Origin of the sequence: Microbacterium sp. bgisy203, from assembly GCF_965345155.1 — a bacterium.
Lineage (GTDB): Bacteria > Actinomycetota > Actinomycetes > Actinomycetales > Microbacteriaceae > Microbacterium.
Genome location: NZ_CBDRLZ010000001.1, coordinates 34,901 through 61,172, shown reverse-complemented (window position 1 = coordinate 61,172; position 26,272 = coordinate 34,901). Strand labels below are relative to the sequence as shown.

Genomic DNA, 26,272 nt, shown 5'->3' with positions numbered 1-26,272 from the left:
CAAAGCCCCCGGAGTCCCGGGGGCTTTCGTTGTTTCACCGCACGGCGGTCGCCGCTGTGATAGGTATCGAGGGTGTCTCAACCCCCTGCCTCTCAACCGCCTGCCTCTCAACCGCCCGCGTACCCATATCCTGCGCCTCACGCTGCCGCGTACCCCCACGCCGTACCGCAGCGTCCCGCGTACCCGCACCCCTCGGCGTTCCCACCCGCCTCGCCATACGCCGGGTTTTCGCCGGCTCCCTCCCGGCCGACCGGCGCGCGCGCCGCAGCCTGGGGGTGGTGGGCGTTCGGTCTCGCATTCCTCGCGCCGCTGGTGGTCTTCCTGTCCCTTATGGGCTTCGGCGTCGGATCCTTCGGCATCCTGGGCATAGCGGGTCTCGTTCTGTCTGTGGCCTTCGGCATCATCGCGTTGGTGCGGCGCGCGCAACCCCGCTGGCCGGCCATCGTCGCCCTGGCGGTGACGGGCATCTACCTCGTGGTGTTCTGCGTCTTTCTCGTGTGGGCGATGATCGGCCTCACCCAGATCATGTTCCTGCCCACCCACTGAGGCGGGGGAGGGGCAGGGAGGGTTAGGCTCACGGCATGGCCCACCTCGTCCTCACGGTCGTCGGCGACGACCGTGCCGGTCTCGTCAACGCGCTCGCCCGAACGGTCTCCGAAGCGGGCGGCAACTGGGGGCAGAGCGAGCTCGCAGAGCTCGCCGGAGCGTTCGCCGGCATCGTCGCGGTGGATATCGCCGACGCGCGCGTCGCGGAGCTCACCGCCGCGCTCGAGAGCCTCGACGGCATCCTCACCGTCACGATCCACTCGGGGAGCGCACCGACCGCTCCGCAGCCCGAGGCATCCCGGACTCTCGCGTTCACCGTCCTGGGAAACGACCGTCCGGGCATCGTCCGCGATGTGACGGCGGCCATCGCCGCACATGCCCTCTCGATCGACACGTTCCGCAGCCGCACGCTCGACGCGCCGATGGCGGGCGGCACCCTGTTCGAAGCGAGCGTCGAGGTGCGCGTTCCCGCCCACGCGGATGCCGGCGAGATCACGCGCGCGCTCGAGGAGCTCGCGGGGGAGATCCAGGTCGACCTCGACGTCGCGCTCTGAACCGCTGGGTCTGTCCCGACCGACGGATCCACCGGCTTCCGGAGGTGATGCCAGCGCCACATCGCATGGTCCATGCCCCCCGCATGCGAAGGTGCGACCGGCCGGTGATGCCGCTAGCCTCAAAGCCGAACCATAGGGACATCGACCGCGCCTCGGCGCACGACGAACGGAACACCATGCGCATCAAGACCACCGCCGGACTCCTCCTCGCCGCCGGTTTCACCGTCGCCGCTCTCACCGGCTGCTCGGGCGGCCAGTCGGTCGCCGAGGCGTGCAGCACGGCGCAGTCGGAGCTCAGCGACGTGCAGACGCAGCTCAGCAGCGTGCAGTCCGACGCCGCGTCGGGCAGCTTCTCGAAGGTCGCGGAGTCGATCGGCGCGCTCGAGGACCGTCTGGACGAGACGGCCGACAAGCTCAGCAACGACGAGGTCAAGGCGGCGGTCGAGGACCTCTCCGACAAGATCGGCGAGTTCGGCGAGACGTTCGAGGGCATCGACGACGGCGACACGGCCGCCCTCGCCGACCGCACCGAGAAGATGACGGATGCCGCCACGGCCGTGCAGGATTCGGGCAAGAAGCTCGACGAGCTCTGCACCGCCTGAGCGACAGCGAAGAGAAGAAGGGGGCGCCGCGTGGGCGGCGCCCCCTTCTTCGTGCCGCGCGAGCGGGCAGTAGCATGGCTGTATGGAACCGGACCGGCTGAGCCACCCCGCGATGGTCGGCGTGTGCCGTCCGACGCGAACGCTGCACGCCTGAGCGGGCGGGGCGCGGGACGCGCTCGAAGCTGAGTAGCCTTGATTCCGAGCCACCTCTCTGGAGAGATTCCCTTGACCGACGTCATCACCCCGGCGGACGTTGACCTTCCCGCCGACGGTTTCGCCCTGTTCCCCGACCGCTCCGTGATCGCCCTCCGCGTCAACGGCGAGCTGAAAGACCTCGCCACCGTCGTGACGACCGGCGATGCCGTTGAGCCGGTGACCGTCGAGAGTGCCGACGGCCTCTCGATCCTCCGCCATTCGACGGCGCACGTGCTGGCGCAGGCGGTTCAGCGCGTCAAGCCGCAGGCGAACCTCGGGATCGGCCCGCCGATCACCGACGGCTTCTACTACGACTTCGGTGTCGACGAGCCCTTCACCCCCGAAGACCTCAAGGCGATCAAGAAGGAGATGGAGCGCATCGTCCGCGAGGGCCAGCGCTTCGTTCGCCGCGTCGTGACCGAGGACGAGGCGCGCGCCGAGATGGCCGATGAGCCGTTCAAGCTCGAGCTCATCGATCTCGCCGGCGGCCCCGGATCGGGTGCGGACGCCGCCGAAGGAGCATCGGTCGAGGTCGGCGCGGGCGAGCTGACGATCTACGACAACGTCACCCGCGACGGCGACACCGCCTGGCGCGACCTGTGCCGCGGCCCGCACGTGCCCTCGACCCGGCTCGTCGGAAACGGCTGGGACCTCACCCGCGTCGCCGGAGCGTACTGGCGCGGCAGTGAGAAGAACCCCCAGCTACAGCGCATCTACGGCACCGCGTGGCCCACGAAGGACGAGCTGCGCGCCTACCAGCACCGCCTCGAAGAAGCCGCCAAGCGCGACCACCGCAAGCTCGGCAAGGAGCTCGACCTGTTCTCGTTCCCCGACGAGATCGGACCGGGCCTCAGCGTCTTCCACCCCAAGGGCGGCATCATCCGCTACGAGATCGAGCGCTACATGCGCGAGCGCCTGCTCGCGAGCGGCTACCAGGTCGTGAACACCCCGCACATCACCAAGGGTGACCTGTTCATGACCTCCGGTCACCTGCAGTGGTACGCCGAGGGCATGTACCCCCCGATGGTGCTGGATGAGATCGTGGATGCCGATGGGCACGTGTCGCGGGAGGGCCAGGAGTATTACCTGAAGCCCATGAACTGCCCGTTCCACAACCTGATCTTCCGCTCGCGCGGTCGGTCGTACCGCGAGCTGCCGCTGCGACTGAGCGAATTCGGCTCGGTCTACCGGTACGAGAAGAGCGGCACCCTCTCGGGCCTCACCCGTGTCCGCGGGATGACCCAGGACGACACCCATATCTACGTCACGCCCGACCAGGTCAAGCGCGAGCTCACCCACTCGCTCGACTTCGTGCTGCAGACCCTCCGTGACTACGGGCTGAACGACTTCTACCTCGAGCTGTCGACGAAGGAGGAGGGGAACCCCAAGTTCCTCGGCCCCGACGAGCTGTGGACCGATGCGACGGAGACGCTCCGCGAGGTCGCGGAGGGCTCGGGGCTCGAGCTCGTGCCCGACCCGGGCGGAGCCGCCTTCTACGGCCCCAAGATCTCGGTCCAGGCACGCGACGCCATCGGACGCACCTGGCAGATGTCGACGATCCAGCTCGACTTCAACCAGCCCGAGCGCTTCGAGCTCGAGTACACCGGCCCCGACGGCGAGAAGCACCGCCCGGTCATGATCCACCGCGCGCTGTTCGGGTCGGTCGAGCGGTTCTTCGCGATCCTCCTCGAGCATTACGCCGGGGCGTTCCCGGTGTGGCTCGCGCCGGTGCAGGTCGTGGGCGTCCCCGTGGCGGAGGAGTTCGCCCCGTACCTCGACGCGATCGTCGAACGCCTGCGCGCCCACGGCGTCCGCGCCGAGGTCGACCACTCCGACGACCGGATGCCGAAGAAGATCCGCACCCACACGACGCAGAAGGTGCCCCTGCAGCTGATCGCGGGGGAGCAGGATCGCTCCGCAGGCACGGTGTCGTTCCGGTTCCGCGACGGCACGCAGCTGGGCGGCATCCCGGTCGACGAGGCGATCGGCAAGATCGTCGCGGCCATCGCGGGCAAGGCCCTCGTGAACACCGCGGAGGATCTCGCGTGAGCTCCCCGGACGACGTCGACGCGCGGCTCGAAGAGGCCAGCGCGTTCGCCGGCGTCCCGGACGGCTTCCAGCGGCTGTGGACCCCGCACCGCATGGTCTACATCAACGCAGGTGCCGACGTGAACCGCGGCGAGGGATGCCCCTTCTGCGCGGCACCGCAGAAGTCGGATGCCGACGGCCTCATCGTCTACCGCGGCACGACGTCGTATGCGCTGCTGAACCTCTTCCCGTACAACTCCGGTCATCTGCTCGTCTGCCCGTACCGCCACATCGCGACCTACGATCAGGCAACGGTCGAGGAGGTCGCGGAGATCGCCGCGATCACGCAGACCGCGATGCGCGTCCTGCGTGAGGTGTCGAACTGCCAGGGGTTCAACATCGGCATGAACCAGGGCGCCGTCGCCGGCGCCGGGGTCGACGAACACCTCCACCAGCACGTCGTGCCGCGGTGGGGGAGCGACGCCAACTTTTTCCCGATCATCGCGCGCACGAAGGCCCTGCCCCAGCTACTGGGCGAGGTGCGCGAGGCCGTGGCATCCGCCTGGCGGATCTGACCGCGCCCACACAGCGACCGGGATCACCGATACGGTCGGGGGAACGAGAGGAATCCCCCCATGGCCATTCACCGCGCCCTCGCGGCGTCCGCAGTGCTCGCCCTGACCCTCGGCGTCGCCGGCTGCTCGCTCATCTCCACCCGCGAGCCGTCCGCCTCGCCGACGCCCACGGTCTCGGAGCCGGAGAAGACGCTGCCGGTCGAGACGCCCAGCCCCGACGCCGGCGCAGACGGGGACACCGGCGACATGGCCGACCGGTTCGCCGAGCGTGACGCGTTCATGGCCGCGCAGCAGCTGCCACTCGACGGCTCACTCCTGACGGCGACGACGCCCGAGCAGAAGGAGTTCATCGCGAACCAGCGCGCGTACATGGAGTCGAACGGCATCGAGTGGAGCGCGGAAGCCGAGTCGATCTACCTCGCCGCCGCCGCGGACGGGTGCGAGACGGCGATCCTCAACGGTCACGAGATCGACACGGCGGACTTCCAGGCGCATGTCGGCAGCTCGCCCCTGTTCGCGGCGGTGCTCTCGGGCCTCGAGGGCGAGAAGCGGACAGCCGGCGAAGCGAATCTCGCGAGCATCATGGTCTACGGCATGGGCTACATGTGTCCCGCTGACGCTCCGCAGTGGCAGGCCGCCTACGACGAGACGTACCGCTGAGTCAGCGCACCTGCGAGACCGCGAACTGCAGCCGCGGATGGGCGTAGAACTCCTGCGCCTCGACGAGCTGGAGTTCGCGCTGCCCGGAATCGTAGGTCGTCTGCAGGAGGTCGTACACGCTCGAGACGGTCTTCGCGAGTGCGTCAGCCGCATTGCCGGAGGCGCGGTAGTGGGCCGTGAAGAGGGCCGCGGTGACGTCGCCTGAGCCGTTCGCCTTCATCGGAATGTGCGGGGTCCGCACGATCCACGCCCCCGCGTCGTCGACGGCGAGCATCTCGATCGTGTCCCGCCCGTCTTCGAGCACCGGTCGCTCGGGGCGCTCGACGCTCGTCACCAGCACCGTCGAGGGGCCCATCGCCCGCGCCGCGTCGACCGACGCGAGGGTCGAGTCGAGGTCGGAGGGCTCGGTCTCGGTGAGAAAGCCCAGCTCGAACTGGTTGGGCGTGATGATGTCGGCGGCGGGCACGACCTTCTCGCGGAGGAGGATGGGGATCGCGGGCGCGACGAAGCAGCCGCTCTTGGCGTTGCCCATCACGGGGTCGCAGGAGTACACGGCATCCGGATTCGCGGCCTTCACGCGCGCGACGGCGTCGAGGATCACGTCCCCGATGCCCTCGCTGCCCTGATAGCCGCTGAGGACGACGTCGGTGCTCGCGAAGGCGCCCCGCTCTTCGACGCCGGTGATCACGTCGCGGACGTCGTCGGGCGAGATCAGCGGGCCACGCCAGGCACCGTAACCGGTGTGGTTGGAGAAGTTCACCGTGTAGACCGGCATGACCTCGACGCCGATGCGCTGCAGCGGGAAGACCGCCGCAGAGTTGCCGACGTGGCCGTACGCGACGGCTGACTGGATGGAGAGGATACGCATGGGTGTCATCCTGCTTTCGGGGGCGGTGGCGGGGAGCCGGTCGCCGCGATCGCCGCGGCGAGGTCGGATGCCAGACGCTCGAGGTCGGCGTCGGACAGGTCGTGGACGGTGAGGCGCAGGTGCCGCGCGGCGGCATCGTCTTCGAGCGCGAACGCGTCACCAGGGCGGGCCAACCAGCCGCGACGCATGAGCTGCTCCGACACATCCCGCGCCGGCGCCGGCAGCGGCACCCAGAGACTGAGACCGTCGCCGGGGGAGACGGCGACGCCCGCCGCGGTCAGCTTCTCGGCGGCGAAGGCGTTGCGCGCGGCATAGTGCGCCGACGCCTCTTCGACCGCCGCGATCGCCTTCGGCTCGGTGAGGAGCGCGTGGCCGAGTCGCTGGAGCAGATGGCTGACCCAGGTCGAGCCCGGGTTCAGCCGGCGGGCCAGTCGCTCGGCGGTGTCCGGGTCGGATGCCGTAATCGCGAGCCCCATGTCGGGACCGAGGAACTTCGACACCGACCGGATGAGTGCCCACCGCTGATGCCCTTCCGGAATGAGCGACTGGTAGGGGCGGGCGGACAGGAGCGAGAAGTGGTCGTCCTCGATCACGAGGACATAGGGGTGATCGGCCAGCACCGCGCGCAGCTCCGCGGCGCGGGCGGCGGAGAGGCTCGCTCCGGTCGGATTTTGGGCGCGGGGAGTCGCGACGACGGCGCGGGCCCCGGCATCCAGCGCCGCGCGGAGCCCGTCCACGGTCATCCCCTCGGCATCCATCGGCACGGGGACGGGGCGATAGCCGCCGAGGCGGACCGTGTTGAGGCTCGCGAGAAAGCACGGGTCCTCGAGGGCGACGGCGTCGTCGCGCGTGAGGGTCTGGGCGAGGAGCCGCTCGATCGCGTCGGACGCGCCCGAGGTGATCGTGAGGCGGAAACCGCGCTCCGGGCCGACCGCCGCGCGCATCCAGTCGGTGGCCCACGCGTCGAGGTCGGGGTCGATGACCGGCTCGCCGTAAAGGACAGGACGCCCGACGATGCGCCCGAGGGCGGCAGTCGGGTCGGGGATGCGGGTGGGGTCGGGGTTCCCGGTGCCGAGGTCGCGCAGAACCGTGCCGGCCGCGAACCCCTCCTGCGCGATGGGGGTCTGCGCGGCGACGCGGGTGCCGGCGCGCCCGCGCGCTTCGACGAGACCGGCCTGGGTGAGGAGGCGGTACGCGGCGACGACGGTGTTCCGGTTCACGCCGAGTTCGTCGGCGAGGGCGCGCACCGGCGGCAGCGCATCTCCGGGCGCGAACACGCCGCGCTCGACGCGCTCGCGGACGCTGTCGGCGATGTCCGTGGCCGAAGCGCCGGAGATCGCGCGGTGCACGGGCACGCCGTGCGCAGACGTCGTCGTCGTCACACTCCGTCTCCTCTCGCGTCCTGCGTGCAGTCTATGTGACAGGCCATGCTACGTTTTGGCCTAGGTCAAACAATCGTGTCGGCGACGACACTCTCATCTCTCCGAGGAGCATGCCCGATGTCCACCGCCACCACCGGATCTTCGCGTGTCAAGCGCGGTCTCGCCGACATGCTGAAGGGCGGCGTCATCATGGACGTCGTCACCCCCGAGCAGGCCCGCATCGCGGAGGACGCCGGCGCCGTCGCCGTCATGGCGCTCGAGCGCGTGCCGGCCGACATCCGCGCCCAGGGCGGGGTGTCGCGGATGAGCGACCCCGACATGATCGACGGGATCATCGAGGCGGTCTCGATCCCGGTCATGGCGAAGGCCCGCATCGGCCACTTCGTCGAGGCCCAGGTGCTGCAGGAGCTCGGCGTCGACTACATCGACGAGTCCGAGGTGCTCTCGCCCGCCGACTATGTGAACCACATCGACAAGTGGGGCTTCACCGTGCCGTTCGTGTGCGGTGCGACGAACCTCGGCGAGGCGCTTCGCCGCATCACCGAGGGCGCGGCGATGATCCGTTCCAAGGGCGAGGCGGGGACAGGCGACGTCTCCGAGGCGATGAAGCACATCCGGAAGATCCGCAGCGAGGTCGCCGCTCTCTCATCACTGTCGAAGGACGAGCTCTACGTCGCGGCGAAGGAGCTGCAGGCGCCCTACGACCTCGTCGTCGAGGTCGCCGAGACCGCCACGCTCCCGGTCGTCATGTTCGTCGCGGGCGGCGTCGCGACCCCGGCGGACGCCGCGATGATGATGCAGCTCGGAGCCGACGGCGTGTTCGTCGGGTCGGGCATCTTTAAAAGCGGCGACCCGGCGGCGCGCGCCGCGGCGATCGTCAAGGCGACGACCTTCTTCGACGACCCGAAGGTCATCGCCGAGGTCTCGCGCGGTCTCGGCGAGGCGATGGTCGGCATCAATGTCACCGACCTCCCCGCACCGCACCGCCTCGCCGAGCGCGGCTGGTGATGCGCACGTCCGCGGTCCGTGGTGGCGGTGTGGGTGTCCCTGTCGTATGGAGCGTGGGACGGGTGATACTTGCTGTGACCTCTGAGACGTCACGGCCGTCTCGCTCCGTACGACTCAACCGCTTCGGTGGCCGGCGATGACGCCGCGGGTCGGCGTGCTCGCCCTGCAGGGCGACGTCCGAGAGCACGCCCGCGTGCTCACGGCGCTCGGCGCCGAGGTGATGCTCGTCCGGCGCCCCGACGAGCTCGGATCGGTCGACGGGCTGGTCCTCCCGGGGGGTGAGTCGAGCGTCATCGACAAACTTGCCCGTTCGTTCGGCATGCAGGGGCCGATCCGGGAGGCGATCGCGGGCGGCCTCCCCGTCTACGGCACGTGCGCCGGGATGATCCTCCTCGCCGACCGCATCGAGAACCCGATCACCGGTCAGGAGAGCTTCGGCGGTCTCGACGTCACGGTGCGGCGGAACGCGTTCGGGGGGCAGGTCGAGTCATTCGAGACCGACCTCACCGTGGCCGGGTTCGACGCGCCCCTCCACGCCGCCTTCATCCGTGCCCCGCTCGTCACGGCGGCCGGATCGGATGCCGAGGTGCTCGCGACGCTACCCGGCGACCTCGGCGGCGGCATCGTCGCCGTCCGGCAGGGGCCGCTGCTCGCGACGGCGTTCCACCCCGAGGTCTCGGGCGAGACGCGCTTCCACGAACTGTTCCTGGACCTCGTGCGCGCCGCGTGAGCGCGACGTCTCGCATGGACGTCCGTCGCGCACCGTAAACTGGCATCCATGTCCGGACACTCCAAATGGGCCACGACCAAGCACAAGAAGGCCGTCATCGACGCACGCCGTGCCAAGTCGTGGGCGAAGCTCATCAAGAACATCGAGGTCGCGGCGAAGCTCGGCGGCCCCGATCTCGCCGGCAACCCGACTCTGTACGACGCCGTCCTCAAGGCGAAGAAGACCTCCGTCCCGAAGGACAACATCGACCGCGCCGTCAAGCGCGGTGCGGGTATCGGCGGCGAGTCGGTCGAGTACACCTCGATCATGTACGAGGGGTACGGCCCGAATGGCGTCGCCCTCATGATCGAGTGTCTGACCGACAACAAGAACCGCGCCGCCGCCGAGGTGCGCACGGCCCTGACCCGCAACGGCGGCACGCTGGCCGACCCGGGTTCGGTTGCGTACAACTTCTCCCGCAAGGGCGTCATCGTCGTCTCGGGCGAGGGCACGACCGAGGATGACGTCATGCTGGCGGTTCTCGAGGCCGGCGCCGAAGAGGTCGAGCCGCACGCCGACGGGTTCGAAGTGATCACGGAGGCCACCGACCTCGTCCCCGTGCGCTCGGCGCTCCAGGATGCCGGGATCGAGTACGAGTCGGCCGACGTCGAGTTCGTCCCGAACCTCAAGGTCGAGATCGACGCCGACACGGCGCGCAAGATCTTCCGTCTCATCGATGCGCTCGAAGACAGCGACGACGTGCAGAACGTCTACAGCAACTTCGACCTCACGCCCGAGGTGCAGGCGGAGCTCGAAGAGGACGAGTGATCGCCGCCGGGGCTCGCCCGGACGCAGTTCGCCTCGCGCGCGTTTCGCAGAGCGGATGCCGACGACACCACGCCTAGCGTGGGGGAGTGGCATCCGCTCTTCGCGTCCTCGGCATCGACCCCGGCCTCACCCGCTGCGGCGTCGGCGTCGTCGACGTGCGCGCCGACCGGTCGGCGTCGCTCGTGCACGTCGGTGTGGTGCGCTCGGGCACCGACCTACCGATCGGGGAGCGCCTCGCCCTCATCGCGGGGGGCCTGCGCGCGATCGTCGGCGAGCATCGCCCCGACGTCGTCGCGGTCGAGCGCGTGTTCGCGCAGCAGAACCGGAACACCGTGATGGGAACGGCCCAGGCGAGCGGTGTCGCGCTCCTCGTCGCCGCCGAGCATGGCCTTCCCGCGGCGACGCACACGCCCTCCGAGGTCAAGGCAGCGATCACCGGGTACGGCACCGCCGACAAGCGTCAGGTGCAGACGATGGTCGCCCGGGTGCTGCGCCTCGACGCCCTGCCGCAACCGGCCGACGCGGCGGATGCCCTGGCGATCGCCCTCTGCCACGCGTGGCGGCGCGGCGCGCCCGGCACCGCGGTCGACGGGACCACCCTGACTCCCGCGCAGCGTGCGTGGGCCGACGCGGAGCGCGCCACGCGACGCTGACCGCATCCGACCTCGCCACGAGCCCCTGCGTGTCGGTCGAACAAACGTCCGAACCCGGCTTTAGGCTGGGGCGATGATCTCCTCGCTGCGCGGCCGCGTGCTGCATTCGGATGCCGAGTCGGCGATCGTCGAAGTGGGCGGCGTCGGCTTCGGGGTAGCCGTTCCCGCACCCCTGGCCCGGACGTTGCGCGTCGGCGAGGACGCGTTCCTCCACACGAGCCTCGTCGTGCGCGACGATGCTCTCTCGCTCTTCGGGTTCGCCGAGCGCGACGAGCTCGAGACGTTCACCCTGCTGCTCAGCGTCTCCGGCGTCGGTCCGAAGTCGGCGCTCGGCGTCCTCTCCGCCTTGAGCGTCGCGCAGATCGCCGAGGCCGTCGCCGCGGAGGACGACGCACCGTTCCGCCGCGTCTCGGGCATCGGCCCCAAGACCGCGAAGCTCATCGTCGTGCAGCTCGCCGGCAAGCTGCACACCCCGGCCCCGGGCGCGACGGCATCCGCCGCCACGGGCGCTGCGACGACCGCGATCGCCGGCCAGGTCGTCGCAGCGCTCGTCGCCCTCGGGTGGAACGAGCGGGTGAGCACCGAGACGGTGCACGAGATCACGCAGGATGCCGCGGCGTCCGACCTCGCCTCCGTTCCCGCGCTCCTGAAGCTCGCGCTCGCGCAGCTGGGACCGAGCCGGACGGAGCGCTCACGTGTCTGAGTCGCCGATCGATCCCACTCGCGACCCGGGGCTCGCCGAGGACGACAGCGAGCTCGCCGTCGAGGGGGCGCTCCGCCCGACGTCGCTGGCGGAGTTCGTCGGTCAGCAGAAGGTGCGCGGGCAGCTGCAGCTTCTGCTCGACGCGGCCCGCATCCAGGAGCGCGCTCCCGACCACATCCTGCTCTCCGGCCCGCCCGGTCTGGGCAAGACGACCCTCGCCATGATCGTCGCCCACGAGAGCGGACGCCCGTTGCGCCTCTCGAGCGGCCCGGCGATCCAGCACGCCGGAGACCTGGCCGCGCTGCTGTCGAGCCTCGTGCCCGGCGAGGTGCTCTTCATCGACGAGATCCACCGCATGGCGCGCTCGGCCGAGGAGATGCTGTACCTCGCGATGGAGGACTTCCGCATCGACATCATGGTGGGCAAAGGCGCGGGCGCGACCAGCATCCCGCTCGACCTCGCCCCCTTCACGCTCGTCGGGGCGACGACCAGGTCGGGTCTGCTGCCGAACCCGCTCCGCGACCGTTTCGGTTTCACGGCGCACCTCGAGTACTACGAACCCGAAGAGCTCGAGCGGGTCATCGCGCGCTCCGCGACCGTCCTCGGCGTCGACGTGCCGCCGACCGCACGCGAGGAGATCGCGCGCCGCTCACGCGGTACACCGCGCATCGCGAACCGGCTTCTGCGACGCGTCCGCGACTATGTCATCGTCCACGGTGGTGCCTCGGGCGCCGCGACCGAGTCCGACGTCGCCGCAGCTCTCGATCTGTACGACGTCGACGAGATCGGCCTCGATCGCCTCGACCGGGCAGTGCTGGATGCCGTCGTCCGCCGCTTCCGCGGCGGCCCGGTCGGACTCTCGACGCTCGCCGTCACGGTCGGCGAGGAGGCGGAGACGATCGAGTCGGTCGTCGAGCCGTACCTCGTCCGCATCGGCTTGCTCGGGCGCACTCCGCGCGGGCGCGTCGCGACTCCGGAGGGGTACGCCCACCTGCGCGTCGCGCAGCCGGGGGAGGCGCTGAGACTCGATGACCTATAATCGCTGAAGGCTCCTCGCCGCCTTCTTCGCGCCGCCGTCCTCTGGCACGCACGCCCCGAAAGGTTCGACCCCATGGATATCCTTCTGCTCGTCGTCATGGCGGCGTTGCTCGTCTTCATGTTCTGGAGCTCGCGCCGCCGCGCGCAGCGGATGAAGGCCGAGCAGGAGGCGAAGACGCGCGCGATGGTGCCCGGCGTCAAGGTCCTGCTGCAGGGCGGCCTCTACGGCACGCTCATCTCCTACGACAACGACGATCTGTCCAAGCCCGCGCACGTCGAGCTCGCGCCCGGCGTCGAGGTGGAGGTGCACACCCAGGCGATCCTCCGTGTCGTCGACGAGGAGGAAGGCACCGTCACAGAGGACGAGTTCGCCGAGGCGGAGTCCGACGAGGCCGAGTACCTCGCCGATGTCGCCGACGGTCAGGTCAGCTCCCTTAGCGACGACCAGGCGCGCGCCCGTGCCGAGGCCGCGAAGACCGCGGACGCGTCCGCATCGTCCGAGCCGGCCGACCTCGGCGACACGCCGCAGGACAAGCCCCAGGCCTGACACACCGCCCGCATTTCGCGGCGTCTCGAAGAAAGCTGACCCTCCGTGGCCACACCCACCCCTGTGCGTCATGCCTGGCGCGCACTGACAGCCCTGCTCGCCATCACCGTGGTGCTGTTCGGCATCAACGCGCTCGGCGTCTACGTGTTCAAGGATGCCGAGGGCAACCCCGCGAGCTCCTGGCTGCCCGAACTCGCCCTCGACCTCCAGGGCGGCACGCAGATCGTCCTCGAGGCGAAGACGCCCGACGGGACGACGCCGACGCCCGAGCAGATGAACCAGGCGGCGGCCATCATCCGCCAGCGCGTCGACGCGTCCGGCGTCGGCGAGACCGACATCACGACGCAGGCCGGCAACCAGATCGTCGTGCAGATCCCCGGCCCCGCCGACGAGGAGACGCGCGACCGCATCGCGGCATCCGCCCAGATGCAGCTGCGCGCCGTGCTCTACACGACCGCCGCGAGCACCACCTACGTCGGCGAGGACGGCAACCAGACCCCGTACCCGACGCCCGATCCCTCGCTCGAGTCGTCCCCCACCGCGGCGCCCACCGACGGCAGCGACATGAACTGGGTCACTCCCGCGCTGCAGGCGAAGTTCCTCGCGTACGACTGCGCCGACGAGACGAACGACCCGTCGAACCAGCCCAAAGACCAGCCGCTCATCGCCTGCGACCCGCAGGGCACCGCGAAGTACCTGCTCGGTCCGGTCGAGCTCGACGGCTCGGCGATCTCCGACGCCACCGCAGGCATCAACAGCCAGACCGGACAGTGGGTCGTCAACATCGTCTTCGACGGTGAGGGCACGGAGATCTTCGCAGGTGTCAGCAAGCGCCTGTACGCCTTCACCCAGGCGGGGGAGACGCCGCGCAACCAGTTCGCCTTCGTCCTCGACGGGTCGGTCATCTCCGCCCCGTCCATGAACGGCGTGATCACCGACGGCAAGCCGCAGATCTCCGGCTCCTTCGATCAGGATTCCTCGAAGGTCCTCGCCGATCAGCTGAAGTACGGCGCGCTGCCGCTCAGCTTCGAAGTGCAGAGCACCAACTCGATCTCCGCGACGCTCGGCTCCCAGCAGCTCCAGATCGGCCTCATCGCGGGCCTCATCGGCCTCGCCCTCGTCGCCCTGTACTCGCTGATCGTCTACCGCGCACTCGGCTCGGTGATCATCGCCTCACTCGTCGTGATGGGTGTGCTCACCTACATCACGCTGTGCATCCTCGGCTGGCGCATGGGATTCCGCCTGTCGCTCGCCGGCGTCGCGGGCCTGATCGTCACGATCGGGTTCACGGCCGACTCGTTCATCGTGTACTTCGAACGCATCAGAGACGAACTGCGCGACGGAAAGTCGATCACGAGCGCCGTCGAGGACGGCTGGGGCAGAGCGAAGCGCACGATCTACATCTCGAAGTCGATCAACATCCTCGCCGCAGTGGTGCTCTACATCCTCGCCGACGCGACGGTGAAGGGCTTCGCGTTCACGCTGGGCCTCACGACGCTCATCGACATCCTGATCTTCATCCTCTTCACCCACCCGGTGATGCAGCTTCTCGCCCGCACCCGGTTCTTCGGTGGGGGGCACACGCTGTCGGGGCTCGACCCCGAAGCCCTCGGCGCCGTGTACCGCGGTCGCGCGCAGTTCCGCACCCCCGTCGCCGCGACCTCGGCGAAGGGCTCGGCGGCGCGCCGCGCAGGCCGCTCGCGCGGTGAGGCGGAGAAGCGCCAGACGATCGCCGAACGCAAGCAGGCCGAACTCGCCGCCGGTGCCTCCGCGCCGGCCAAGGGCGCAGCCGCAGGCAAGGGCAGCACGACCACGACGGAGGGGGACGACTGATGCGCTCCATGAACGAGCTCGGCAACGACCTCTACACCGGCAAGACCTCCTTCCCGTTCGTCGGCAAGCGGCGCACCTGGTTCATCATCGCGGCGCTCCTCGTGATCGGCGCGGCGCTCGTGCCGCTCATCCGTCCGATCCAGTTCTCCATCGAGTTCACCGGCGGATCGCAGTTCACCGTGAGCGGCGTCAGCGAGGCGGACCAGTCCCTCGCCACCGAGGCCGTGCAGTCGGTCGTTCCCGACGCGACCACGAAGGTGACCACGATCGGCGGAGCCGATGGCGAGCAGTCGATCCGGGTGCAGACCGATCAGATGACGGATGCCGAGACCCGTGCGGTCTCGGCGGCGCTGTCCGAGGCCTACCAGGTGCCGGCCGACGAGGTGAGCTCGTCGTTCATCGGCCCGAGCTGGGGTCAGGACGTCACGCGCCAGTCGCTGTGGGGCCTCGCGATCTTCCTCGCGTTGACGTTCATCATCCTCGCCGTGTACTTCCGCACGTGGAAGATGTCGGTCGCTGCGATCATCGGCCTCCTCGACGTCCTCATCGTCACGGTCGGCATCTACGCGCTCTTCGGCTTCGAGATCTCCCCGGCTGCCGTGATCGGGTTCCTCACGATCCTCTCCTACTCGCTGTACGACACCACCGTGGTGTTCGACAAGATCCGCGAGAACACCCGAGACGACGGGGAGCAATCCAGTCGCACGTTCGGCGAGTCGGTGAACCTCGCGGTGAACCAGACGCTGATCCGATCGATCAACACGACGGTGGTCGCCGCGCTCCCGACCGGAGCGATCCTGTTCATCGGCGCCCTGTGGCTGGGAGCGCAGACGCTGACGGACATCTCGCTGTCGATCTTCGTCGGAACGATCGTCGCGGCGTACTCCACGCTGTTCGTGGCCGCCCCGCTGTACTCGCTCTTCCGCGAGAACGAGCCGGAGATCAAGGCCCGCGATCAGCGCGTGCTCGCCGCGCGGGAGCGCGCAGCGCTCGAGACCGCCTGAACGCCGCACCTGTCGGCCGGGCGTAGCATGGTGAGACTGTTCCAGGCGGAGGTGAGCGCATGACCGAGACGGCGCGCACGTCTGCCCAGGGCGGCGGCAACTCAGCCGCGCCGCAGCAGACCTCGTCGCTGCGCCGTCTCGTTCCGCGGATCTTCTCGCGGACGCCGACCCGCAACGGCGTGGAGCAGCTCGTCCGCACCGTCCGCACCCATCACCCCAAGGGCGACGTCGCCGTCATCGAGCGCGCCTACCAGGTCGCCGCGCGCGCCCACGCGTCGCAGAAGCGTCAGAGCGGCGAGCCGTACATCACGCATCCGCTCGCCGTCGCGCAGATCCTCGCAGATCTCGGCCTCGGGCCGCGCGCGGTCGCCGCCGCGCTCCTGCACGACACCGTCGAGGACACCGACTACTCACTCGAACAGCTCACCGCCGAGTTCGGCGACGAGGTCGCGATGCTCGTCGACGGCGTCACGAAGCTCGACAAGGTCAAGTACGGCGACGCCGCGCAGGCCGAGACCGTCCGAAAGATGATCGTCGCGATGTCCAAGGACATCCGTGTGCTGCTCATCAAGCTCGCCGACCGCCTGCACAATGCCCGCACGTGGGGATTCGTCCCGCCGGAGAAGGCCGCGAAGAAGGCGACCGAGACACTCGAGATCTACGCCCCGCTGGCGCACCGTCTCGGCATCCAGGCCGTCAAGAGCGAGCTCGAGGACCTCTCCTTCGCGGTCTTGCACCCGAAGCTCTACGCCGAGATCGACAGCCTCGTGAAGCAGCGCACCCCGCAGCGCGAAGAGTACGTGCACACCGTCATCGACGCCGTCGAGTCGGATCTCCGCGACCTCCGCATCCGGGGCCGGGTCATGGGGCGCCCGAAGCAGTTGTACTCCGTGTACCAGAAGATGGTCGTCCGCGGCCGCGAGTTCGACGACATCTACGACCTCATCGGCATCCGCGTGCTCGTGAACACCGTCCGCGACTGCTACGCAGTGCTGGGGGCGATTCATGCGCGCTGGACGCCGATTCCAGGACGCTTCAAGGACTACATCGCCACTCCGAAGTTCAACCTCTACCAGTCGCTGCACACGACCGTGATCGGCCCCGGAGGGCGCACGGTCGAGATCCAGATACGCACCAACGAGATGCACCAGCAGGCCGAGTACGGCGTGGCGGCGCACTGGAAGTACAAGGAGCGGATGTCGGGCCGGCACACCGACACGAAGTCGGTGGACGCCGACATGGCATGGCTCGCGCACATCTCCGACTGGCAGGCCGAGACGGCCGACCCGGGAGAGTTCCTCGACTCGCTGAGGTTCGAGATCGGCGCGAAGGAGGTCTACGTCTTCACCCCGAAGGGGCGGGTGATCGGGCTCCCCGCCGGCGGCACCCCCGTCGACTTCGCCTACGCCGTCCACACCGAGGTCGGTCACCGCACGATGGGCGCGAAGGTCAACGGACGGCTCGTGCCGCTGGAGACGCCGCTCAACTCCGGCGATGTCGTCGAGGTGTTCACCTCGAAGAATCCGGATGCCGGGCCCAGCCAGGACTGGCTGACCTTCGTCAAGTCGACGCGTGCGCGCAACAAGATCCGCGGCTGGTTCACGAAGGAGCGCCGCGAGGAGGCGGTCGAGCAGGGCAAGGATGCCATCGCGCGCGCCATGCGCCGGCAGAACCTGCCCCTTCAGCGCCTCATGAACCAGGACTCGTTCACCGAGGTCGCGCACCAGCTGCGCTACGAGGACGTCACCGCCCTCTACGCCGCCGTCGGCGAGGGGCACGTGTCGACGCAGTCGGTGATCGAGAAGGTGACGGCGCTCGTCAGCTCCGAAGAGGACACGTCCACCGGGCCCATCGAGATCCCGCACGTGGGACGCTCGAAGGCGCCGCGCGGCGGCGACTCGGGTGTGCTCGTCCGCGGCGCCCCCGACATCCTGGTGAAGCTCGCGAAATGCTGCACGCCTGTTCCCGGCGACGAGATCGTGGGATTCGTCACGCGGGGCAGCGGCGTCTCGGTGCACCGCGCGGACTGCACGAACGTGAAGTCGCTCCTCGACGACCCCGAGCGCATGATCGACGTCTCGTGGGCGCCGACCACCAAGAGTGTCTTCCTCGTGCACATCCAGGTCGAGGCGCTCGACCGCTCGGGTCTGCTGAGCGACATCACTCGGGTCCTCAGCGAGCACCACGTCAACATCCTGTCGGCGTCGGTGCAGACGAACAACGACCGGCTCGCCCTCAGCCGCTACGTGTTCGAGATGGGCGATATCGTCCATCTCGACCGTGTCCTCAACGCCGTCCGGCGCATCGACGCGGTCTACGACGTCTACCGCGTCACCTCCTCCTGACCGTCAGGTCCGTCAGGCGCGTCACGTCATCCGGCCGTCACGGGCAGCCCATGCCATGCCCGGAGGAACGCGACCGCGGGGCGCTTGTGCGGTCGCGAACCGCGCGCCAGCACCTCGATGGCGGCGTCGCGCACACGCGCGTCCCACCGCAGCATCGCTTCGACATACGCGCCGAGGTCCTCCCCGCGCTGGAGCCCGCGGACGAGGTCCGCCAGGGTCCGCGCGGGCGTCGTGACCCAGACGCCGCCGATCAGCTCGTCGTCACCTGCGCCGAGGAGCTGGTCTCGGTAGAGCAGGCGGGCATCGACGACGTGGTGCACGCGGGCCACCGTGCGACGCTGGACGGTGTGCCGCTCCGGGGCGTCGGGGACGGCGCCGTGCACCCACGCCGCGCTCTCGCGGATGAGGGCGAGGCCCTCCGGCATCCGTCGGCGCAGCGAACCGGCGCGGAGGTCACGGGTCTCGACCGCGTCGGCCGGCATGTACGCCTCACCGACTTCGACCACGTCGCCGTCCAGGCGCGCGCTCGCGAGCTCTGCGGCCGACAGACGGTCTCCGGCGAAGTAGAGGAACGGCGAGGACATGACTGGCAGTGTGCCAGGCCCGCACCCACGTGCGCGCGCCGTTCGGGCGATCTGTGGATGAACGCGCGAAACGCGCTCCTGTGGAGGAGCCGGTGGTCAGCCCCGCGCCGCGTCAGCCGCCGAGGGCGGTGAGCCACGCCTTCCGCGCCTCGAGCGCCTCGGTCGCGCGGGCGATCGCCGCGGCATCCTTCGCCGCCGTCGCCTTCGCGAGGTCGTCCTCGAGGCCGGCGATCGCGTCGCGCAGCTGCTGCGTCATGTCGTTCTGACGCGCCTTGGTCTCGGGGTTGTCGTTCTTCCACGCGGCGTCCTCGCGGGCCTTGAGAGCCTGCTCGATCTTGCGGAGGTCGTCGTCGAGCGCGCGCTCGGCGTCGCGGGGGAAGATGCGGCCGATCTCATCCCACCGGCGCTGGATGCCAGTCAGGAGCGTGCGCGCCTTCGCGTTGTCCTTCTCCTTCGAGACGGCGGCCGCCTCGACGAGGAGCGCGCGCTTGGCCTCGATCTTCTCCTTCGACTCCTCGGCGTCGGCGAGCTCGCGCCCGGCGCGGGCGGCATACAGAGCGTCGCCGGCGGCCTTGAAGCGCGCCCAGAGCGCGTCGTCGGCCTTCTTGCCGGCGCGACCCGAGGTCTTCCACTCGTCGAGGAGGGTGCGATAGGCGGGGATGCCGTCCTCGCCCTTCGCGATCAACGCCTCCGCCCGCTCGACGAGGCGGGCCTTGCTGTCGCGCGCGGCCTTGTGCTGCTCGTCGAGGCCCGCGTAGAACTCGCGGCGCGCCTTGTCGAGTGTCGCGCGGGCGTCACGGAAACGCTTCCAGAGCTGCTGTCCGGTCGACTTGGGCAGCCGCGCGGCGGTCGCCTGATGCGCCTGCCACTGCTCGAAAAGGGCCGTCACCTCCGCCGAGGTCTGCTTCCACTGGATCGACTTCGGGTCGCGCGCGGCGATCGCCTCGATCTTCTCTACGAGGGCGGTCCGCTCGGCGATTGCGGCGTCGACGGCGGCCCGCTGGGCCTGCGCCTCTTCGGCAGATGCCTCGGAGAGGGTCGCGTCGAGCGCATCGAGACGGCTCACGAGCGCCGCGAGGTCGCCGACGGCCGCGGCGCCGACGACGCGCTCGCGCACGGTGCGCGACGTGGAGCGGAGGTCGGATGCCGAGGCACCGCCGCCGCGGTGGCGCGTCTCGAGGAGGGTCACTTCGCCCGCGAGGTCGGCGTACTTGCGCTCGAAGTAGGCGAGGGCCTCTTCGGGGGTGCCGTCGGGGTACTGACCGACGACACGCCACTCGTCGCCCTCGCGAACCGAGACGGTGCCGTCGTCGTCGACGCGGCCGAAGGACTCGGCGGGCGCCGTGGCCACGGGGGTGACCGGTGACCGGCGCGCGGGCGGGCGCGGCACGGGAACGCGCGCCGGGCTCGGCGCGGGTCCGGGCGTCGGGGCGTCGGACGTCGGGGCGGCGGGGGCGACATCCGAGGCGATGAGCCCTGCGACGGTGGCGTCGAGTTCGGCGTCGGCGGCCTCGGCGTCCTCGGCATCCGCGACGGCGCGGGCGGCCTCGAGCTCGGCGGCGGCCTCGATGACCTCTCCCTCGACGACGTCCTGTGCGGCGGCCTCGGCTGCCTCGGGCTCGCCCTCGACGACCTCGATGCGGACGATGTCGATGACGGCCGTCGATGAGGCATCCTCCGACACGGCCTCGGGCGCCGTCTCGGCGGCGTCCGCACTCTCGGGCGCGACGGGCTCGGAGGCGGCCGTCTCGTCGTTCGTGGGAGCAGTGGCGTCAGTCACAGGTAGCACCTCGTCGCGGCTCGCGCCGCCTGGGGTCGGACGACTCGGCGGGGCAGGCATGCACCGGCCGGTCGGCACGGGGATTTCGGTCGGCCAACAGCCTATACGTCACCGGCGTCCGGCACCCTGGTGCGGCGCGTCAGGGTGCGGGCGTCTCGGTGGGTGGGGGAGTCTCGGCAGGTGTCGGCTCGATCGGCGTCGGCTCGACAGCCGGGGCGGTCGAACCCGACGGCGACGGCGTCGGGGAGGGCACCGGCGCGCCCGGGCCTGCGCTGAAGTACGCGATCTGGCCGCCGATGATCGCGAGGAGCAGGATGCCGCCGCCGATCCCGGCGATGAGGTTGTCGCGGCGCCGACGGGTGATGAGTCCGTCGTGGAACTCCTGACGCGCGTGGTACAGCCGCGCGCGCTCCTTCTCCTCGCGGGACTGCTTCTTTCCTGAACCCGACGCCACAGGGACCTCCTCCGGTTCCCGGTCGTCCGGGCCGCATGAATCCTAACGCGAGAAGGGAGCCCCGCCCCGGCGCCGATGTCCGACGTCGCGATTAGCCTGGAGGGGTGGCACAGGCATCCGCGCTCTTCCAAGGTCAGACTCCGCTGGCCGTGCGGATGCGTCCCACCTCGCTCGACGAGGTTGCGGGCCAGGGCCATCTGCTCCGCCCGGGGTCGCCGCTCGTCGCCCTCGCCGACCCCGAGGGGAGCGCGAAGAACGCCGTCTCGGTGATCCTGTGGGGTCCGCCGGGAACCGGCAAGACGACACTCGCACAGGCGATCGCCCGCACCTCCGGGCGCAGGTTCGTGGAGCTGTCCGCCGTGACGGCAGGCGTCAAAGATGTGCGCGAGGTCATGCAGGACGCCATGACGCAGCGCGACCTCTATGGACTCTCGACGATCCTCTTCCTCGACGAGATCCATCGTTTCACCAAGGCCCAGCAGGATGCCCTGCTCCCCGGCGTCGAGAACGGATGGGTCATCCTCATCGCGGCGACGACGGAGAACCCGTCGTTCTCGGTGATCTCGCCGCTGATGTCGCGTTCGCTCCTGCTGACGCTGCAGCCGCTGACCGACGATGACCTCGGCCTGCTGATCGATCGCGCCGTCGGTGATCCGCGTGGGCTCGCCGGCGCCGTCACCCTCGATCCGGCGGCGCGCGCGGCGCTCGTCCAGCTCGCCTCCGGCGATGCACGGCGTGCGCTCACCTCGCTCGAAGCGGCGGCCTCGATGGTCGGCGAGGAGGGCGGCACGATCACCGCCGAGCAGGTCGCACAGGCCGTCGATCGGGCGCTCCTGCGCTATGACAAGCAGGGCGACGAGCATTACGACGTCATCAGCGCCTTCATCAAGTCGATCCGGGGGTCCGACGTCGACGCCGCGATCCACTATCTCGCCCGCATGATCGAGGCGGGCGAGGATCCGCGCTTCATCGCCCGGCGCCTCGTCATCGCCGCCGCCGAGGACATCGGCCTCGCCGACCCGCAGGCTCTCGTCATCGCGACCGCCGCGGCCGACGCCGTCGCCTTCATCGGCATGCCCGAAGGCCGTATCCCGCTCGCCGAGGCGACGGCCTACCTCGCGACGACCGCGAAGTCGAACGCCGCCTACCTCGCGATCGACAAGGCGATCGCCGATGTCCGCGCGGGTGGATTCGGCCGCGTGCCGACACACCTGCGCGATGCCCACTATCCAGGCGCGAAGCGGCTCGGCCATGGCAAGGGCTACATCTACCCGCATGATCTCGAGGTGGGGGTCGCGACCCAGCAGTATCTCCCCGATGAACTACGCGGCACGCACTACTACGAGCCGACGGGACGCGGCCTCGAGCGCGACATCGGCGCGCGCGTCGAGAAGATCCGCAAGATCCTCGGCGATTAGCTCCGTCGCCGCCTGGCGCCCTTCGCGCGCCGGTTCGAGTGTCGGCCGCGTGGCGTCCGGGCACCTCGGGCGGCGGTCAGCATCCGGGTGCGCGGGGGTTTTCGGTGCAGGTCTTGTCGACGAGGGCGGTGCGGGCTTCGACGATCTGGATGTCCATGGCGGGGGTCGGGATCTCGAGGACCCCGGCGATGGGGTACCAGCCGGTCCCGAAGGTGTATTCGGCGCTGTACTGCACCACGGCGTGGGCGGTGTAGGTGCCGCGGGTCCCGTAGGCGTGGCTGGTGGGCGTCGCGCTGAACTGGGGGACGGCGAGGTCGGTCCAGGTCGCGCCCCCGTCGGGGGCGGTGCGGGTGGTGCCATCGCCGTGGTGGAAGATCACCGCGGTGGGGGTGAAGCGGACGGTGAGGGGGGAGCCGAGGAGGGTGCCGTCCTGCTGGTGGGTTGCGGCGTCGACGACGAAGTTCACGGGCATCCCGACGATCCCGACCCCGTCGGGTTCGTCGACGAGCGGAAGGGATGCCGGGGCGAAGGAGGCGACGTCGGACAGGGTCGGGGTGATCGTGGCGGGAGTGGGGTCGGAGGGTGAGGCGACGAACTCTTCGCAGAGGTTCGCGTCGTTCGCGGGGCACGCGACCGGCACCGGGTCGCCGGGGCGCGGGACGTAGGGGACGTACGGGTCTGCGATGAGGCCGCCCTGGCCACCGCCCCCCGAACCGCCGGTACCCACCCCTGGGCTCGTGGCCCCGATTTCGACGGTCGACCCGTCGCTGCTGATCGTGGGACAACCCACCCAACTGGCAGAGCCGTCGCAGTTGGGTGCCGCCTCCGTCAAGCCCATGAATGAGGCAACGAGCACGATGGTCAACCACATGCGATGTCCGCCGACACTTGGCTTGACGCAATCAGCAGGCCGGTATCCGTTTGCGCCCGCACAAAGGTCACATTGAGCGGTTGTTGGTCCGGGCGGCCCTCTGACCTGACCACTTCCCCCGATGCGTCTTTCACTCTCACGTTCGTCACATCTAGGCATAGGCGAACAGACACCTGCCCAGTGGAGCTGTCAACAGCAGCGGGCTCAACCCGGGCGACCGTTGTATCGCCTTCTACAGTGAATCCATCAGCGTGCATCGTTGACAGAGACTTCTTCTCTGAAGCCAACGCGTCCCCGGCTAGCGTCGCGAACACCGGTTCGAACGTAACGGGATCGCTGAGGTCGACCTCGTTAAGTGCATCGACATAAGCCCGATAGGTCGCCTCTGCCGCCTCGAACGCCTCCTCCTCGGACGCGAACCCCGTCGGGGTCGGCGTGGGTGCGGGCTCGGGGGAGCAGGCGGTGGTCAGCGCCGCGGCGAGGAGCAGCGCTCCACCCGTCATCGCCCATCGGTGCTGTCGTCGCATGGTCCATACCGTAGCCAGAGGCATCCGACATCCCGCCGGATTATCCACAGGGAGTCCTCGGGCATGCGGGAGGGGCGCGGCACAGGAGAGCAGTCCAGAGCCGGGGTGGGATGATCGACGGATGCCGGAGAACGCCGCCCCCTGGACGAAGCTCGACGAGGCCGTCGCCTACGACGGGTACACGCGCGTGCGCCGCGACCGGTACCGCCTGCCGGACGGCTCGGAGAGCGACTGGGACGTGCTCGTCCAGCCCGACACCGTCGCCGTCCTGGCGCTGACCACGACGGGGAAGGCGCTGCTGTTCGATCAGTATCGCGTCGGGCCCGAGCGCGTACTGAGCGAGCTTCCCGGCGGACTCGTCGACGCGGGGGAATCACCGCGCGAGGCCGCGCTGCGGGAGCTGCGCGAAGAGACCGGTTTCGCGCCCGCAGTGGACTACGTCGCGCCGGGCGAATGGGCCGGCGCGAACTCGACGCGCCGGAAGACCATCGTGATCGCCGTCGACTGCGCGAGAGTGGCCGAACCCACCTGGGAAAGCGGAGAGACGGGCCGCGTCCACGAGGTCGGCCTCGAGCGCCTCATCGCCCACCTGTTCGCGGGCGATCTGAGCGACGCGGGGGAAGCACTGCGTGCCCTGCTGCTGTTCCTGCGCGCCGACGTCGACCACCCCGCGCTCGCGCGGGCGCAGAAGCGCCTCGGTGCGATCCTCGCCGAGGTGCTCAGTGCGACGCCCGCGGCCCGTGCGCCGCAACCGGAAGACCCCGCGGACGCCGCGTTCGACGCGTTCTGGGAGTTGGTCGACCTCTCCGATGGGGCGGCCGGACGTCGCGACCTCGAGGACGTCCTCGTCACGCACCCGGTGTCGCCGTCACGCGCCGCGTACGAGCGCGGGTCGCTCCACGACTCACTCGGCGAAGAGGATGCGGCCATCCCGCTCTACCGCGCCGCCCTCGCGGACGAGCTGCCCGCGCCGCTCCGCACTCAAGCCACGATCCAGCTCGCCAGCTCGCTCCGGAACGTCGGCGACGCCTCCGGGGCGATCGCGTTGCTGCGCGGCATCCCGACGGACGACCCTCTCGCCGACGCGGCCGCGGGCTTCCTCGCCCTCGCCCTGCATTCCGACGACAAGGGCACCCGCGCGCTCGAGATCGCGCGGGTGCCCTCGCGCCGCACCTGCCGCGCTACCGACGCGCGGTCGACGCGTACGCGGGCGAGCTCGAGAAGCCGGGCCGGGTCCGGGCCATCTCGGTCGGCATCCTCGTCCGCGACGGTCACGTGCTGCTCGAGGAGTACGCGGGCGACGAGGTGCACGGCCCGTTCCTGCGCGCGCCCGGCGGCGGCATCGAGTTCGGCGAGACCGCGTCCGAGGCCGTGCGTCGCGAGTGGCGCGAAGAGCTTGACGCGGTCGTGACGGATGCCGTGCCCCTGCGCACCTCGGAGAACATCTTCGACGCGCACGGCACACGCGGGCACGAGATCGTGCACACATTCCGCGTCGAGGCGCCCGCGTTCTCCCTGCCCGTCGGCGCGCGCCTCGCCGTCCGCGACAGCGTCACGACGGTCGCCTGGTACCCCGTCTCGACGCTCGAGAACGCCGGTCTGCCGGTCTACCCGCCGGGGATCGTCGACCTCGTCTCCGGCGTCGACGGAGCGGACTGAGCGTGTCGGCCATCGTCCTCGGCGCGGTCTGCGTCGTCCTCCTGAACCTCTACGCCGCCACGCTCGTCCTCCTGCGCTCGCGTGTGTACGGGGTGACGCTCTACCGGCCCATGATCACGAACATCGGCCTGTCGTTCGCGCCGGTGTTGGTGGTCGTGGTGTTCGGGCTGGGGCTCGCGCTGCTCACTCCGCTCCTCGACGTGACCGCGGAGCTCCACACGAACATCGCCGCGGCTCTCCTGTGGCTGTACCTCATCGCCGCGACCGGCGTGTGGCTGCTGTTCTTCCCGAACTCCGTCTACCTCATCACCGAACTGAACTTCAGCCATCGGGCCGAGACGACGCCCGTCCCGCTCTGGTACGACATCGTGCAGACCCTCGCGCTGACGCTGTCGGGCATCGCGAACGCGGTCCTCAGCCTCGGCGGCATGCAGACGGTGTTCATCGTGATCCTGAACGATCCGGATGCCGACGTCATCACCCCGAGCAGCTGGATGTTCGCCGGCATCGTCATCGTCCTCGGGGCGATCGGCGTGTATCTCGGCCGCTACCTGCGCTTCAACAGTTGGGACGTGCGCCACCCGGCCTCGATGGCACGCAAGCTCGGCGCGCATCTGGGGCAGCGCGGCAAAGCCCTCGAGGCGGGCGGTTTCGTGCTGACCCACGCGCTCCTCATCGCCCTGCTGTACGTGCCGCTGTACGCCCTGGCGTGGTCGGCGCTGGCGGCTCCGAGCCGCTGACGGGTCTCTGATAGACTTGATCGGCTCGAAACCCAGTTTTCGGGCATCCCCCTCTTCTGATCAAGACCTCTCGGCGTGCCCCGGCGTGCAGTCCGAGCAGGGAGAAGAGCGGGAGATACGTCCGCGAGCCGTGACAGACACGGCCGCGTCACCAGAAGGAG

At 69.9% G+C, this 26,272-nt stretch carries 26 protein-coding genes and 1 pseudogene; 20 read left to right on the top strand and 7 right to left on the bottom strand.

The genetic code is table 11. From position 1 onward, the window contains the following. Window positions 1–312: 312 nt before the first annotated feature. From ACRVYW_RS00295 to ACRVYW_RS00270, 6 genes are all read left to right on the top strand, one after another. On the top strand, window positions 313–546 hold the full coding sequence (locus ACRVYW_RS00295; RefSeq protein WP_431800614.1) for a hypothetical protein: 234 nt from the start codon (window positions 313–315) through the stop codon (window positions 544–546). A gap of 35 nt (window positions 547–581) precedes the next feature. Next, a complete protein-coding gene (locus tag ACRVYW_RS00290; RefSeq protein WP_431800612.1) occupies window positions 582–1,100 on the top strand; it encodes a glycine cleavage system protein R in 519 nt (172 codons plus the stop codon). Between the two features lie 176 nt (window positions 1,101–1,276). Continuing rightward, window positions 1,277–1,702 (top strand): hypothetical protein, encoded by a 426-nt coding sequence (locus tag ACRVYW_RS00285; RefSeq protein WP_431800610.1) that lies wholly within the window; start codon window positions 1,277–1,279, stop codon window positions 1,700–1,702. Between the two features lie 225 nt (window positions 1,703–1,927). Next, window positions 1,928–3,946, top strand: a complete 2,019-nt coding sequence (gene thrS / locus ACRVYW_RS00280) for a threonine--tRNA ligase (protein WP_431800608.1) — start codon at window positions 1,928–1,930, stop codon at window positions 3,944–3,946. Continuing rightward, window positions 3,943–4,500: an HIT family protein gene (locus tag ACRVYW_RS00275; protein ID WP_431800606.1), complete on the top strand. Its 558-nt coding sequence runs from the start codon at window positions 3,943–3,945 to the stop codon at window positions 4,498–4,500. Before thrS ends, ACRVYW_RS00275 begins: the two co-directional genes overlap by 4 nt. A 60-nt stretch (window positions 4,501–4,560) precedes the next feature. Next, window positions 4,561–5,160, top strand: coding sequence for a hypothetical protein (locus ACRVYW_RS00270; protein WP_431800604.1), 600 nt, complete (start codon window positions 4,561–4,563; stop codon window positions 5,158–5,160). Window position 5,161: 1 nt separating this feature from the next. On the opposite strand, the gene pdxY is transcribed toward ACRVYW_RS00270, so the two are convergent. Together pdxY and ACRVYW_RS00260 are read right to left on the bottom strand one after the other, a co-directional pair. Beyond that, window positions 5,162–6,028 (bottom strand): pyridoxal kinase PdxY, encoded by an 867-nt coding sequence (pdxY, locus tag ACRVYW_RS00265; RefSeq protein WP_431800602.1) that lies wholly within the window; start codon window positions 6,026–6,028, stop codon window positions 5,162–5,164. A gap of 5 nt (window positions 6,029–6,033) precedes the next feature. Further along, window positions 6,034–7,410 carry an aminotransferase class I/II-fold pyridoxal phosphate-dependent enzyme gene (locus ACRVYW_RS00260; RefSeq protein ID WP_431800600.1) on the bottom strand — a complete coding sequence of 459 codons (1,377 nt, stop codon included), beginning with the start codon at window positions 7,408–7,410 and terminating at the stop codon, window positions 6,034–6,036. Between the two features lie 117 nt (window positions 7,411–7,527). On the opposite strand from ACRVYW_RS00260, the gene pdxS reads away from it, so the two are divergent. From pdxS to ACRVYW_RS00210, 10 genes are all read left to right on the top strand, one after another. Further along, window positions 7,528–8,418, top strand: coding sequence for a pyridoxal 5'-phosphate synthase lyase subunit PdxS (gene pdxS, locus ACRVYW_RS00255; protein ID WP_431800599.1), 891 nt, complete (start codon window positions 7,528–7,530; stop codon window positions 8,416–8,418). Window positions 8,419–8,554: 136 nt separating this feature from the next. Then, complete coding sequence (gene pdxT, locus ACRVYW_RS00250) at window positions 8,555–9,148, top strand: pyridoxal 5'-phosphate synthase glutaminase subunit PdxT (RefSeq protein WP_431800597.1); 594 nt, start codon at window positions 8,555–8,557, stop codon at window positions 9,146–9,148. Between the two features lie 48 nt (window positions 9,149–9,196). Further along, window positions 9,197–9,955, top strand: a complete 759-nt coding sequence (locus ACRVYW_RS00245; protein WP_431800595.1) for a YebC/PmpR family DNA-binding transcriptional regulator — start codon at window positions 9,197–9,199, stop codon at window positions 9,953–9,955. Between the two features lie 86 nt (window positions 9,956–10,041). Next, the gene (gene ruvC / locus ACRVYW_RS00240) at window positions 10,042–10,608 is read left to right on the top strand and encodes a crossover junction endodeoxyribonuclease RuvC (RefSeq protein WP_431800593.1); all 567 of its coding nucleotides are present in this window, start codon (window positions 10,042–10,044) and stop codon (window positions 10,606–10,608) included. A 73-nt stretch (window positions 10,609–10,681) separates the two neighbouring features. Then, window positions 10,682–11,311, top strand: a complete 630-nt coding sequence (gene ruvA, locus ACRVYW_RS00235) for a Holliday junction branch migration protein RuvA (RefSeq protein ID WP_431800591.1) — start codon at window positions 10,682–10,684, stop codon at window positions 11,309–11,311. Then, entirely contained in the window at window positions 11,304–12,350 is a 1,047-nt protein-coding gene (gene ruvB / locus ACRVYW_RS00230) for a Holliday junction branch migration DNA helicase RuvB (RefSeq protein WP_431800589.1), read from the top strand. The genes ruvA and ruvB overlap by 8 nt, the downstream gene beginning before the upstream one ends. A 72-nt stretch (window positions 12,351–12,422) precedes the next feature. Continuing rightward, entirely contained in the window at window positions 12,423–12,896 is a 474-nt protein-coding gene (locus ACRVYW_RS00225; RefSeq protein ID WP_431800587.1) for a preprotein translocase subunit YajC, read from the top strand. 45 nt (window positions 12,897–12,941) lie between these two features. Next, complete coding sequence (secD, locus tag ACRVYW_RS00220) at window positions 12,942–14,729, top strand: protein translocase subunit SecD (protein WP_431800585.1); 1,788 nt, start codon at window positions 12,942–12,944, stop codon at window positions 14,727–14,729. Continuing rightward, window positions 14,729–15,733, top strand: coding sequence for a protein translocase subunit SecF (secF, locus tag ACRVYW_RS00215; protein ID WP_431800584.1), 1,005 nt, complete (start codon window positions 14,729–14,731; stop codon window positions 15,731–15,733). Before secD ends, secF begins: the two co-directional genes overlap by 1 nt. Before the next feature lie 59 nt (window positions 15,734–15,792). Beyond that, window positions 15,793–18,078, top strand: coding sequence for a RelA/SpoT family protein (locus ACRVYW_RS00210; RefSeq protein ID WP_431800582.1), 2,286 nt, complete (start codon window positions 15,793–15,795; stop codon window positions 18,076–18,078). A 26-nt stretch (window positions 18,079–18,104) separates the two neighbouring features. Here the strand turns inward: ACRVYW_RS00210 and ACRVYW_RS00205 are convergent, their stop codons facing one another. The 3 genes from ACRVYW_RS00205 to ACRVYW_RS00195 all read right to left on the bottom strand — a co-directional run bounded on the left by ACRVYW_RS00205 (window position 18,105) and on the right by ACRVYW_RS00195 (window position 20,896). Next, complete coding sequence (locus ACRVYW_RS00205; protein ID WP_431800580.1) at window positions 18,105–18,662, bottom strand: SAM-dependent methyltransferase; 558 nt, start codon at window positions 18,660–18,662, stop codon at window positions 18,105–18,107. Between the two features lie 112 nt (window positions 18,663–18,774). Then, window positions 18,775–20,442, bottom strand: a complete 1,668-nt coding sequence (locus ACRVYW_RS00200; protein WP_431800578.1) for a DUF349 domain-containing protein — start codon at window positions 20,440–20,442, stop codon at window positions 18,775–18,777. A gap of 139 nt (window positions 20,443–20,581) precedes the next feature. Then, window positions 20,582–20,896, bottom strand: coding sequence for a dioxygenase (locus ACRVYW_RS00195; protein ID WP_431800576.1), 315 nt, complete (start codon window positions 20,894–20,896; stop codon window positions 20,582–20,584). Between the two features lie 155 nt (window positions 20,897–21,051). On the opposite strand from ACRVYW_RS00195, the gene ACRVYW_RS00190 reads away from it, so the two are divergent. After that, window positions 21,052–22,314, top strand: a complete 1,263-nt coding sequence (locus ACRVYW_RS00190; protein ID WP_431801695.1) for a replication-associated recombination protein A — start codon at window positions 21,052–21,054, stop codon at window positions 22,312–22,314. Between the two features lie 76 nt (window positions 22,315–22,390). On the opposite strand, the gene ACRVYW_RS00185 is transcribed toward ACRVYW_RS00190, so the two are convergent. Next, on the bottom strand, window positions 22,391–23,041 hold the full coding sequence (locus tag ACRVYW_RS00185; protein ID WP_431800575.1) for a hypothetical protein: 651 nt from the start codon (window positions 23,039–23,041) through the stop codon (window positions 22,391–22,393). A 134-nt stretch (window positions 23,042–23,175) separates the two neighbouring features. After that, window positions 23,176–23,712, bottom strand: a complete 537-nt coding sequence (locus tag ACRVYW_RS00180; protein ID WP_431800573.1) for a hypothetical protein — start codon at window positions 23,710–23,712, stop codon at window positions 23,176–23,178. On the opposite strand from ACRVYW_RS00180, the pseudogene ACRVYW_RS00175 reads away from it, so the two are divergent. The 3 genes and pseudogenes from ACRVYW_RS00175 to ACRVYW_RS00165 all read left to right on the top strand — a co-directional run. Then, window positions 23,711–24,802, top strand: a pseudogene (locus tag ACRVYW_RS00175) (tetratricopeptide repeat protein); the annotation flags it as partial. The gene ACRVYW_RS00180 and the pseudogene ACRVYW_RS00175 overlap by 2 nt on opposite strands. 185 nt (window positions 24,803–24,987) lie before the next feature. Then, the gene (locus ACRVYW_RS00170) at window positions 24,988–25,371 is read left to right on the top strand and encodes an NUDIX domain-containing protein (protein ID WP_431800571.1); all 384 of its coding nucleotides are present in this window, start codon (window positions 24,988–24,990) and stop codon (window positions 25,369–25,371) included. A gap of 2 nt (window positions 25,372–25,373) precedes the next feature. After that, complete coding sequence (locus ACRVYW_RS00165; protein ID WP_431800569.1) at window positions 25,374–26,111, top strand: DUF1361 domain-containing protein; 738 nt, start codon at window positions 25,374–25,376, stop codon at window positions 26,109–26,111. Window positions 26,112–26,272: the final 161 nt, after the last annotated feature.

Bases quoted from the DNA above. Each gene is read 5' to 3' on its own strand.
- ACRVYW_RS00270 (WP_431800604.1), top strand. From the start codon at position 4,561: ATGGCCATTCACCGCGCCCTCGCGGCGTCCGCAGTGCTCGCCCTGACC.
- ACRVYW_RS00225 (WP_431800587.1), top strand. From the start codon at position 12,423: ATGGATATCCTTCTGCTCGTCGTCATGGCGGCGTTGCTCGTCTTCATG.
- ACRVYW_RS00180 (WP_431800573.1), bottom strand. From the start codon at position 23,712: ATGCGACGACAGCACCGATGGGCGATGACGGGTGGAGCGCTGCTCCTC.
- ACRVYW_RS00245 (WP_431800595.1), top strand. From the start codon at position 9,197: ATGTCCGGACACTCCAAATGGGCCACGACCAAGCACAAGAAGGCCGTC.
- ACRVYW_RS00210 (WP_431800582.1), top strand. From the start codon at position 15,793: ATGACCGAGACGGCGCGCACGTCTGCCCAGGGCGGCGGCAACTCAGCC.
- pdxT (WP_431800597.1), top strand. From the start codon at position 8,555: ATGACGCCGCGGGTCGGCGTGCTCGCCCTGCAGGGCGACGTCCGAGAG.
- ACRVYW_RS00285 (WP_431800610.1), top strand. From the start codon at position 1,277: ATGCGCATCAAGACCACCGCCGGACTCCTCCTCGCCGCCGGTTTCACC.
- ruvA (WP_431800591.1), top strand. From the start codon at position 10,682: ATGATCTCCTCGCTGCGCGGCCGCGTGCTGCATTCGGATGCCGAGTCG.
- ACRVYW_RS00190 (WP_431801695.1), top strand. From the start codon at position 21,052: ATGCGTCCCACCTCGCTCGACGAGGTTGCGGGCCAGGGCCATCTGCTC.
- secF (WP_431800584.1), top strand. From the start codon at position 14,729: ATGCGCTCCATGAACGAGCTCGGCAACGACCTCTACACCGGCAAGACC.
- ACRVYW_RS00205 (WP_431800580.1), bottom strand. From the start codon at position 18,662: ATGTCCTCGCCGTTCCTCTACTTCGCCGGAGACCGTCTGTCGGCCGCA.
- ACRVYW_RS00290 (WP_431800612.1), top strand. From the start codon at position 582: ATGGCCCACCTCGTCCTCACGGTCGTCGGCGACGACCGTGCCGGTCTC.
- pdxS (WP_431800599.1), top strand. From the start codon at position 7,528: ATGTCCACCGCCACCACCGGATCTTCGCGTGTCAAGCGCGGTCTCGCC.
- pdxY (WP_431800602.1), bottom strand. From the start codon at position 6,028: ATGCGTATCCTCTCCATCCAGTCAGCCGTCGCGTACGGCCACGTCGGC.